The sequence below is a fragment of the Bacteroidota bacterium genome, from assembly GCA_037133915.1.
Taxonomy (GTDB): domain Bacteria; phylum Bacteroidota; class Bacteroidia; order Bacteroidales; family CAIWKO01; genus JBAXND01.
Window position 1 is genome coordinate 97,227 of the sequence record JBAXND010000008.1, and the last position, 12,580, is coordinate 109,806.

3 protein-coding genes are annotated in these 12,580 nt (G+C 43.4%); all 3 read left to right on the top strand.

Annotated features, from left to right (window positions below; genetic code table 11):
• Nucleotides 1-3: 3 nt before the first annotated feature.
• A complete protein-coding gene (locus tag WCM76_04510) occupies nucleotides 4-405 on the top strand; it encodes a hypothetical protein (GenBank protein MEI6764880.1) in 402 nt (133 codons plus the stop codon).
• A gap of 770 nt (nucleotides 406-1,175) precedes the next feature.
• Nucleotides 1,176-5,459 carry an autotransporter-associated beta strand repeat-containing protein gene (locus tag WCM76_04515; GenBank protein ID MEI6764881.1) on the top strand — a complete coding sequence of 1,428 codons (4,284 nt, stop codon included), beginning with the start codon at nucleotides 1,176-1,178 and terminating at the stop codon, nucleotides 5,457-5,459.
• 28 nt (nucleotides 5,460-5,487) lie between these two features.
• Nucleotides 5,488-12,580, top strand: a 7,093-nt coding sequence (locus WCM76_04520; protein MEI6764882.1) for an Ig-like domain-containing protein, incomplete at its 3' end; no start/stop codon positions are given.

Sequence of the window (12,580 nt, forward strand, 5' to 3'; positions counted from 1 at the left end):
AAAATGAAAAAATACCTTCTGTACGGGTTGACTATTATTGCCCTCTTTCTCACGATTACTGATGTCAAAGCTCAGAGCCTTCAGTTCAGTCAGGTTTTACTGGTGAGCAGTACTCAGCTTACGGTGCCTGTTGGCAAAGTTTGGAAAGTTGAATCGTACTGGAAAGCAAACACGTTTCTTACGAGTAATACGAATTACACTACTTGTACTGGCAATGATTACCATTCACCCTTTATGGTTAACGGGAATATTTATTATGTGCTCAAGGGTGTGACCACCGGTTATTCGGCACTCTACACCTGTGTCGGTAATGAGTTCCCATTATGGCTGCCCGCAGGCACTACCGTAAAAACCATATGCTCCTGCGATTTTTTAAGTGTAATCGAATTTACGATTATTCCTTAAAACTAAAACGTCAAGTATTTTCCTTTCACAAAAAATGAAAGACTCTGTGCGCTTTGATGTGCCTTCCTGAGTTTTTCTGAATTTTTCATGCTGTACATTTCCTTCAAAAGGCCAGATGTCTTAATATCTTTTTGTCCTGTATATTGTTAATTTACCTTTTATAATTGGTTATAATTGGGAATAGAAATTTTCAAAACAGGACAAAATTCTATTTTATCAATAGCTAAATAGTTATAAAACAGGTTTAAGCAAACTTGGTATATTTTGTGATAATTTTTATCATGAAATTAATATATAGTTTTTGATATTATTATGTATTTGGCACAAATCTACATCTCAATTTTCATTAGGATAGTTATAAATCGTTGTATGACATAACAAATATTTTCACGATGGAACGTCCGAAAAATAATCACAGTACTTCTTTAATGCAGCGGGAAAGACGATATATCCGCATTGACAATAAAATTTGTTTTCTGGATGAGAATTATTACGAGAAAGTTTTTTGTAAAGACGCAAATTGCTTATGGCCGAAAATATTTACGGTCGTGATAATAATTTCAATTATTGCTCTGATTGGGCTGTTGTAGTTTTCTTGTATTCATTCAGTCGGACTATGGTTAATTCTTTTCACGCAATTATAGGTCGTATGCCTGTCAGGCGAAATTGAAGTAAATAATGAATCACACATTGATAAAATTATGGTCGCACTGAATCAATCGTGAACGCTGATACCAGCCAATAAAAATAGAATAGTAAAAACAAATAAAATGAAAACAAAATTACTAAAGCAGATTATTTCAGTCACCACATTGCTGATACTAGGTATTTGCATGATGATTACGGCAACCGGGCAAACAACTAAAACTGCCTCCTCCGGGAACTGGAGCTCCTCCTCAACCTGGAGCCCAGCAGGCGTGCCTGCAGCAGGTGATTTTATTGTTATTCCAAATGCTGTAAATCTGGCCGCGAATGTTACAACAACATGCGCATCCATCACATTTACCGGTGCATCTTGTGGAATGACAGTAAATTCCGGAATCACTCTTTCAGTGACGGGCGCAGTTACTTTGATGGCTTATGCCGGAGCAACAAACACCGCATGCACTATCAGCGGTGCCGGTAAACTGAATGCCGGTACAGTAAATGCGGGAGTTTCCGGACTTGTTTCAAACGACGGCAGCACAAACACACTAACAATAAATGTTTCAGAACTCGATATTGCAGGAGACCTCAATATTTATAATAATGATCAGGGAAGTGCAAAAGCTAATATCCCGACTGTGAATATCAACTCACCATGTGCTCTTTCGCTCAGTAAGATTAATATGATACAGACAGGGGCCGGGTCTGCAGGGAGCAGGAAAATCTATTTTAATACAGCAGCGGGTTCAACCATCAATCTTAATGGCGGCCCGGATCCAATCATCATTAGCAGTTCTGTTTCCTTAAAAACGTCTCATGTAGTGCTGACATTAAATAGTTCAACATTCAATTATAATTCATCCGTTACGGGTCAGACTATTCCTTTAAGTCTGGCAAACAGCGGCACCGGCGGCACATCAAATGCAATACTGCTCAATTATGGCAATTTATCCGTTAATAACACAAGCAGCGCCGGAGCAACATTGGGTGCTGCCATTAGTGCAACCAATGTAACCGGCAATCTCAGAATTCAATCCGGCACTCTGAATAACGGCGGGTTCGCCATGGGGCTGGCTTCATCAAAAACTTTTGAAGTACTGGATAATGCCACGTTAAATCTTACGGGTACATCCGGTATGGTGTCCGGCACGTCCCTGACCAAAATATTTGGCGCAACGAGCATTATTAAATACTCAGGAGGCAATCAGACTGTTGCTGCGGAAAACTACGGCAACTTAGTTTTGAGTGGCAACGGCACAAAAACATTTTCCGCTGTTACTGCGATTTCAGGTGGACTTTACATCAGCGGTTCAGCGATTGCAAAATTCCCCAACAGTACCAATAGTAGTGCGAATACGCTTTCATTCGAAGGAATTTATCAAAGTCCGGGAACCTGGGGCGGAACCGGCTCCGGTGCCACGAATATCAACACAACCTATTTTTCACCCACAACCAACGGAAAAATCACGATAGCGTCAAATCCTTGTTCAAATCAGGCATGGCTTGGTGTCGGCTCAGACTGGAATACGCCCTCAAACTGGTCGGGCGGATGCGTTCCTTCAGCTACTACCGTTATTACTATACCTGCCGGATTATCAGCTTATCCTGTTATCGGGAGTTCAAACGGAATTTGCAAATCAATTACAGATATTGCCGGTGGGACAATTTCAGGCAACGGGTTCCTTACTATTGTTGGGAATACCGGAGTTGCGATTGGAAATGTTTCGGGGACTGTCACAATAGCCTGTGCAGTGGTTATGCCTGCAAGCTCTTCAATTACCGTTTCCGGTGAGTTGACAATTTCAGGTGTAATAAGCGGTGTGGCAACCGGCTTAGTAAAAAATGGTTCGGGAACACTTGTACTTTCCGGAAGCAATTCTTACAATGGCACCACAACCATTGCTGAGGGTATTTTGGATATCCGAAATTCAAACGCACTGGGTACCACCGTTAGTGGTACTTTAGTTAATAATGGCGCCAGTCTCAAATTGAATAACAATATTAATGTCGGTGCAGAAGCATTATCACTCAGCGGCATTGGAGTCGGCGCCATGGGAGCGCTCAACAACCAGAGTGGTGACAACTCATGGGGTGGATCAATTTCGTTATCAGGTCTTACAGATGTTAGGATTCAATCAGAATCCGGAGGAACACTGAATCTAAGTGCCACAAATGCTATTGTTACAGGCTCAACACCATTATATATTGAAGGAGATGGCAATACGAATATTTCCGGAATAATTTCCGGATCAGGTTCATTGCGTAAAGGTGGAAATTCAGGAATATTAAGGCTGCAGGGTGCCAATACCTATACCGGGAAGACAATGATACAGGCCGGTGTCGTGGTAGTTAACTCCTTAAATAAAATATTGAATGGGGTGGCAGGCAGCAGTCTCGGAGCTCCAACGACTGTTGAAAACGGGACGATTACCTTAGGCCGTTCAGATTGGAATGTTCCCTGTGAATTGAGATACACAGGTTCGGGAGAATCAACAGATAGAATAATCGACCTGTCCAACGGAACCGGCGATTGTGTGATTGATGCATCGGGTACCGGAGCACTGGTTTTTTTATCTGCCTTCGCGGCAAGCGGAGCCGGCAGTAAAAACCTAATTCTTAAAGGCAGCAACACCGACGGAAACCAGATATGCAATTCAATTATCGATAACTCAACCTCCATGATGACTGCCGTAGTTAAAACCGGAACAGGAACATGGGCGCTTTCTGGTGTCAATACATATTCAGGAGGCACTTCACTTCATGAAGGCACACTTAATATAAACAGCTCACGGGCACTGGGAAGTATATCGGGCATGCTCTCTATATATGGAGGCACTATTGACAATACATCTGGTGGTTCAGTTACTACTGTAAACTACCCTCAAGTGTGGAATGGCGACTTCACCTGCGGGCAAAGCAATAATCTCAACCTTGGTAATGGTAACGTAGTGTTGAACGCAAATTGCCGGATAACTGTTTTATCAAAATCGATTATTATCGGTGGCGTAATTGAAGGAGCTGACTATAATCTGACGAAAGCAGGGGGCGGAGCGCTTTGTTTCGGCAGCCATAATGTGTCGTTTAAGAATATCACCATCAGCGAAGGTGAGCTTATTGCAACATCCGGTACTCTGTATATTGGAGGCGATTTTTCAAACAGCGGTACATTTTCCCATAATAGCGGTAATGTTTGTTTTAATGGCATTGCTGCTCAAAATATTTTAACCGGAGGAGGCAGGTTTTATAATGTCACTTTTAATAACAGTTCTTCAACAGCGCCGGTTATCCATATATCCGATGGTTTGGAAGTTACTAATTCTGCTGCTTTCATTCACGGAATAGTTAACTGTACAAGTACAGGCTCGCTTACATTTGGAACTGCTGCAACTTCAAATGGAGGTACGGCAACAAGTTTTGTTGATGGTCCTGTGCACAAAACCGGAGGCGTAAGTTCACCGGCATTTGAATTTCCGATTGGCAATAATTCAAAGTGGGCACGTCTCAAAATAGATACACCTACCGATATTGCAACGTTTACTGCTCAGTACCATTCCACGGCATATACCAACACAAGTTCTGTATCAACAATCGGAGCACTTAATCATGTCAGCACTGTGGAATACTGGACGCTCGACCGAACAGGTGCAGGAGAAGTGAAAGTGACTTTATGCTGGGAGGATGCCATCAGAAGCGGGATATATAATTGCTCTACCGGCGACTTGCGAATTGCCCATTGGAATGGTACAGCCTGGGAAAACAATAATGATGCGATAACTACAAGCGGTTGCTGTGGTGGCTCTAATCAGGCCGGCTCTATTTCTACGGTGTCAAAAGTGAATTCGTACAGTCCTTTTACGTTTGGCTCAAAATCGTCGAATCTCAACCCATTGCCTGTTGACTTGCTTTCATTTACTGCCTATTGCGATAATCAAAGCGTGAATATTGAGTGGAGTACCGCTACCGAAACAGACAATGATTTTTTTACAATTGAACGAAGTTATAATGCATTTACATGGGAGTTTTTAGAAAATGTAAAGGGGGCAGGGAATAGCGCCGAGCTCCGGAAGTATAATGCAACTGATGAAAATCCGAAAGATGGAATTTCCTACTACCGGCTGAAACAAACCGATTATAATGGACAATACAAATATTCCAATCCTGTTTCGGCAGAATGCAGTAAAAATAACACCTGCATTTTTCCAAATCCGAGTAACGGAAAGTTCTCGATAATGTTTGATGTGGATGATCTGTCTTTTATTATAACAAACCCTCTTGGTCAGATTATCTTAAATGAAGTCATTGATAACAGGCTCGTTGATGTTGATATATCAAATATGCCTGCCGGATACTATTTGGTGAGAACTATCAGCAGTGACAAAACAGTGTTCAGCAAAATACTAATCAAATAAAATCTAAACAGTTTCTAATTGTTGAATCATGATAAAAAAATGCCTTATAGTTTTTGGCTTGATGCTTGGGTATGCCTTGTTTAGCCAGAAGGCTTCAGCCCAGCTGATAACAGTTAAGCCGGGATCGTTTCTTATAAATATGGGGGCAACCAACCCTCAGACCATTGCAAACGGGCTTAAACCTTATGGATTGATTTATGATCTTATTAGAAATCATTCAGTCCCGGTTATCCGTGTTATTGGACAGGGTAAACCAAAAGACGGAACCGATTTTATTTACAACGGCGTAGCCTACAAAGGCGGCAGTTTCATTATTCTGAAAGAATATATATCCGTTGCAGTGAGTGCAAAAATCTCAAGTTGGATGGCATCAGGTGTGGTTGGCGCATATACCACAAGCACATTTCAGGTTAACAGCACGTATATCCTAACGGCAGTCCCGACATGGACTCTTGACGCACAGAATGGTGACATTGCTGAGGAATTTTTGGCCAATGCAGGCATAACAAATACAGCCTTCCCAAATGCCTTTAACTGGAAAACCCCGGCACAGCTTAATAATTGTAATGATCTTTACGTAATGCCGCATGCTGACCCTACATGGGCAGTACACAGCAATTTGTATTATTGGAATACGAACTCAAAAGGTTCTATTTGGCTGGGATGTCATGCAACCAGTGTACTCGAAAATCTTACAAATGGACTTCCTTCTTCCAATCCTAACTATATAAGAACTAATTTTCTGACCACAAATGGTCTTATCCCATTTGGTTCGCAATCAAATGGTTCTGTTCCGTATACTCATTGTCTGTTTTCGGATCCATGTGCCCAGTATATCGGAAGTACCGATAATGCTCAATTGAATGGCTCGGAGCAAATATTTATCCCGCAGTCTGCAAGTGTCTGGCGTCCTACAACCAAAATTTTAGCCTACGATCCAAGTCAGGCAGACGTACCTGTTCTCAATCCCAATCTTTCGAATGCGGCAGCCGTAATTGTTTATGGCCGCGCATATGGCGATAATTCAAAAGGTCTGGTCATGTACGAAGGAGGACATGATATAAACAATGGCGCCACCGGATCAGTTGCAGCTCAACGCGCTTTTTTCGATTTCTGCTTGCTTCAGACTTTTGATAAGATACCGTTTGTAGTATCCATAAATTGGGTTAAAGCTCCCGGCGACACCGCCGTCCTTCCAGCATCATTTACAAGTCCTCCGGCAGCTTATCGGCTTACGGCAACGATAACTTCACCGGTTGGGGCAGCGCCTTTCACATACCTGTGGACGGTAAGCAGTGGCAGCTTCAGCGCAACAGATACAAACGTGAAAACATCAACATCTGCCTGTCCAGTATATTATCCTCCGATTGTTACGTCCGATTGTCCGATAGTATTGTCGGTTAAAGCCCGAGATATTTGCGGTCGAGAATCATTTATTGCTTCGCCGTCTTATACCGTCTTGCCGCGCGACAGAGCGCCTGTACCCAATCCGGACAATGCAAGTATCGTTGGGAAATGCGCCCAACCCGGGTCGTTTGTCGTTGTTCCGGTGTTGGATAATGATACAGACCCCGATGGAGACCCTTTGCATGTGAGTGCTGTAAATGGTTCAAATGGCACATGGACCACCAACGGAACAACAGTGACATTTTATCCGTCAACTAATTTTTTCGGCACAGCGTGGGCTACCTATACTGTTTGCGATACCACTTATCCTGTCAATATGTGCAGTTCGGCTGTAATTACAGTAGGTGTTGGCAGTCCTGATGTGAATGGCTGCTTCCCGGGTTCACTGTTCAGTATTGTAACGGATGATACCGTTAAAGATGCCAGTACTGGCTCAGTCAGCATTACCGGCGCTTCCGGTGCACAAGGACACTCAAATTACCTGCAAACGGATGCCGCAACGTATGCGTTGATAAATAATTCTCTTGATGAACTTGTAATGGATTTTGGAAGTATCAAATCAGCGTATGATTCAGTAGCTGTTTTTTTTGCCAGCGAAACGGCGGGAAGTCCTGTTACGATTCAGGTGCAATATGCTACGGCATCCAATACCGGGCCATGGAGCATACTGTCGAGTGCTTCAACCAGTCTCGTCAATCCTGTTACCGTTCAGCGATTTGCTTTTCCGTCAGGCGGAATACGCTATCTTAAAATTGTTCGCACAGCAGGGTCGGCTAACGTAAGGATTGATGCGGCTGCTCTTGATGACTACAGTTGTGTCACCGCTATACCTTTTGCCAATACAGATATTCTTACAGTCTATGAAGATATTCCTTCAAAAATCAATGTGCTTGCAAATGATGTGAACCCGGGAAATCTAGCCTTGACAATGAGCATTATTTCTCTACCGTCACATGGCATGATAAGTTTGAATATTGACAATACGATAAGTTATGTTAATAATGCAGACTATCCTTCTGCACCGGGCGATGCATCAGACCTGTTTATATATCAGATTTGCAACTCGCAGGGACTTTGCGATACTGCGCGGGTAATACTGCGGATAAAAAATGACGAATGTACAGCGGGCAATTACAAACCCTACGGTTGGGGTTCTCCAATTACAACCACATTTGTAAATGCGGCAGCAGCAGATGTTACAGTGAGAGATGCGATGGCAGATCAGTTCTCGACACGGCAAATGTTTAATTACGGCGGAAGTACAACGATTAAAATTGGGAAACTTGCATTTGCAGCTGAAAGCGAGCGAGGCCTGTTTCAGTTTACAACATTATCTTCTATACCTGCTGATGCAATGATACAGTCGGCGGTCTTTTCAATCAACAGGACGGCGGGTCTGAGTGCTCTGACATTTGGAGTTCATCGTGTAACCGAAAGTTGGACGGAAGGAAGTGAAACTGGCGCCGCCAGTACCGGAGGAGTTACATGGAGTAACCGTTCTAATGCAACGCCATGGGCACCGACAGCCGGGGGAACATTTGTTGCTGCTCCCGAAGCGACCACCTTGATTCAAAATGTAAATGGATATAAAGATTTTTCAATTGTACCTTTAGTGCAAGGCTGGGTGAACGGCACCTTCCCAAACTATGGGCTACTGGTTCAACAAGTAGAGGCAGGTGGCTCATCTGAGGATTTGACTTTTGGCACTTCTGAAAATACGACGTCAGGAAACCGACCAAAACTCACCGTAACATATTTTACATCATTGCCGTGCACTGCTACGCCAAACCGTGCGCCAATGGCCAACTCTGATACTGCTACGGTGTTGTCAGGTAATATCAGGGTTGTTCCTGTTCTGAATAACGACAGGGACCCCGATGGCAATGTTCTGAGCCTGGTTAGTATAGCAAATCCACCTCCCTCAGCTCAGGGAACTGCTGTAATTTCTGGATTTAATATAGTTTTTACAGCGAATGCTGCCTTTACGGGAAGCAGTAAGTTTAAATACATTGTGCAGGATAATGGCGCGGGAAATTTGAAAGATACTGCTGAGGTTAATGTTACAGTGCGGAACTCACCACCTTCGGCAAATCAGGATCTTCCTTCGGTATTATCCAATTCCGTTAATAACGTAATCGATGTTCAAAGTAACGATGCGAACCCTGATGGTCCTAATCCATGGTTCACTTCAATAAATTCACCTCCAAACCATGGCTCCGCATCTGTTTCAGGAAATAATATTATATATACTCCGTACTGGGGCTTTACGGGTAAAGACACATTAATCTATAATTTGTGCGAACCGGCAGATCCTAATGTCTGCGTTCAGGGTAACCTTTGTGATACGGCAAAAGTTATAATAACTGTTGCGAATCAAAGACCAATGGCCGTTTCTGAAACGGTGACGATATTACCTTGTGATCCCAGTACTGTGAATCTTACCGATAACGATAGTGACCCCGAAGGCGGTGTGCTAAGTATCGGCTTAGTTTCCGGTCCTGTACCTTCAGGCGCCGGAACATTGATTAACAACCATGATGGTACTATTACTTTTGATCCGGTTACCGGATTTCTTGGAACCGTAACAGTTACATACAGTGTAACCGATAACGGAACGCCTCCTATGACAAGTCTTTCAACGGCTACGCTTACCATCAATGTTGTAAATCCTTCGAATAATGTGCCGGTTGCAAACGCTGATTTGGAGGACATGAATATGGACCAGACTGATTATTTCAGCGTGCTGGATAATGATTTTGATCCTGATGGGCAGAGTTTAACAAATCCGGCAGTAACAATTCAACCGGTCCACGGCACTGCAAGTGTGCTGATGAATGGCAGTATCAGATACAAACCGAATCCCGGTTTTTTTGGAATCGACTGGTTAGTTTACCGCATTTATGATCTTGTTATCAATCCTGCAACGTGTTCTTTAGCGCCCACCTTGTCGGATACGGCGATTGTGAGAGTCGATGTGAATACACCGCCTTTGGTTGAAGCAGTGAATGACCAGAACAGTACCTGGCAGGACGTGAATTGCACCGGTCAGGTGATGACGAATGATTTCGATCCTTTTGAAAACTTGTCTGTAGTTTTTGATGGGTTTTTTGACAGCATCGGGAACCTTCATACGACTGGGAATCTTAATGTTTACGCTATAGACGGAATTACCCTTGCCGGTGTTTTATCAATAAGCAATGATGGGTCTTACAGCTTTGATCCGGCAACATCCTTTGTCGGTCAGACGACTATCCCGTATCAGATTCACCATGATTACCTCTATAATGTGACTGATCAGGGTGTATTGCAAATAACAGTTAATCCTTTACCGCAGCAGTCGAACAGCGTAATCGCCAGTAATGATGAATATGTTTCCTATGGAGCAGCTGTAATCGGGAATATTCTTATTAATGATGGGGACCCTCAGGGACAGTATTTCGGGGTAACTTCACTTATGGTTGATCATGACGGAATTCCCGGAACCCTGCCGGTTGCCGGTTTGCTTAGTACACCTGTTATTTCGGGAGGCGTGACTTCGGCAGGCAATCCGACCACCGGCGCAGGAACGCTGTTGCTGAATCCCAATGGAACTTTTACATTTACGCCAATCAATGATTTTCATGGTGAAGTCGTTTTTACATATACCATTTGTGATGCTGATATTCCTGCAGCATGCAGCTCGGCAATCCTGAGCTTTGACGTTATTCCGGACACAAACGGTTCGGCCAATAATGCCCCTTTTGCAGGTGATGATTTTAGTTTTATTCCTGTAAATTCTCAGATTTTGATTGATTATTATGCAAATGATAATGATACCGATGGGGATTCTCTTTCGCTGAATGGCGTAAAAATTTTACCGGGTGGGCCTCATACTGCTGCCGGTAGTCTGATTGCTACTGCTGCAGGTGGTACAATGCAGTTTTTTGCGGACGGTACCTGCACCTATGTTCCTCCGGCTAATTTTTCCGGTCCCGATTATGTAACCTATAAATTATGTGATAATGGTGTGCCTTCGCTTTGTGCAAATGCTACTATTTATCTTTTATGCGGAGGGCAGGCTGATATGAGTGTGATCAAAACCGCTATCCCTGATACTGCCGCTGCAGGGCAACTTCTGACGTATTCAATTATTGCAACAAATAATGGCCCGGGAACCGCTTTTAATGTGGTTATTGTTGATAATGTCACAGCATTTCCTTCACCTGAATATGCTGCCGATTCTGCCGGTCCCTGGTCTGCCTGGCAAGGCTCATTCAATGTTGGAATTCTGGGCGTAAATGAAAGTGATACAATTTTTATCAGAGGGACTTTGAGCACGAATCAGTGCGATGAGGTTATGAATGTGGCTTCAGTCGGAAGCTCTACGCCAGATACATACTTAGTTAACAATAATGATAGAATAATGACGGTTATACTGGACCATATACCACCGTATATTAATTGTCCTGTAAATCAGCAGCGAAATAATAATGTTGGAGTATGCACCTATACAGCTGTTGGCGCTGAATTTGATCCGCTGAATTATAATGATAATTGCGGGGGCGTTAGTATTACTTATTCTTTAACAGGCGTCACAATTGGAAACGGATTGTCATCGTTAACCGGCGTGGTCTTCAACAACGGAATTACGACTGTAACATGGACTGTAACTGACCTCTCAGGCAATTCTTCATCTTGCAGTTTTAATGTTCAGGTAAATGACAATACTGCTCCTTCTATTACATGCGCTGTAAGCGAAACACAGAATGTAAGTGCTGGTGCGAATTGCACATACACTCACACCGGCACATCGTGGGATGCCACAGCGACCGACAATTGCGGCATCAAAACACTGACCTTCGCATTATCAGGCGCAACAGGCGGTTCGGGCACTTCGCTCAATAATATAGCTTTCAATAAAGGCACTACAACAGTTACATGGATAGCCGTTGATTCTGCCAATAATTCGGTCAATTGCAGTTTTAATGTACAGGTAAATGATAATACAAATCCTGTTATAATATGCGCTGTAAGCGGAACACAGAATGTAAGTGCTGGTGCGAATTGCACATACACTCACACCGGCACATCGTGGGATGCTACTGCGACAGACAATTGCGGCATCAAAACACTGACTTTCGCATTATCAGGCGCAACAGGCGGTTTGGGAACTTCGCTCAATAATATCACCTTCAACAAAGGCACTACAACAGTAACATGGACAGCCGTTGATTCTGCCAATAATTCGGTCAATTGCAGTTTTAATGTACAGGTAAATGATAATACAAATCCTGTTATAATATGCGCTGTAAGCGGAACACAGAATGTAAGTGCTGGTGCGAATTGCACATACACTCACACCGGTACATCGTGGGATGCTACAGCGGCAGACAATTGCGGCATCAAAACACTGACCTTCGCATTATCAGGCGCAACAGGCGGTTCGGGCACTTCGCTCAATAATATCACCTTCAATAAAGGCATTACAACAGTAACATGGACAGCCGCTGATTCTGCCAATAATTCGGTCAATTGCAGTTTTAATGTACAGGTAAATGATAATACAAATCCTGTTATAATATGCGCTGTAAGCGGAACACAGAATGTAAGTGCTGGTGCGAATTGCACATACACTCACACCGGTACATCGTGGGATGCTACAGCGGCAGACAATTGCGGCATCAAAACACTGACCTTCGCATTATCAGGCGCAACAGGCGGTTCGGGCACTTCGC

What these genes read in the sequence shown, in the direction of transcription:
- WCM76_04515 (MEI6764881.1), top strand. Translation starts at nt 1,176, where the DNA reads ATGAAAACAAAATTACTAAAGCAGATTATTTCAGTCACCACATTGCTG.
- WCM76_04510 (MEI6764880.1), top strand. Translation starts at nt 4, where the DNA reads ATGAAAAAATACCTTCTGTACGGGTTGACTATTATTGCCCTCTTTCTC.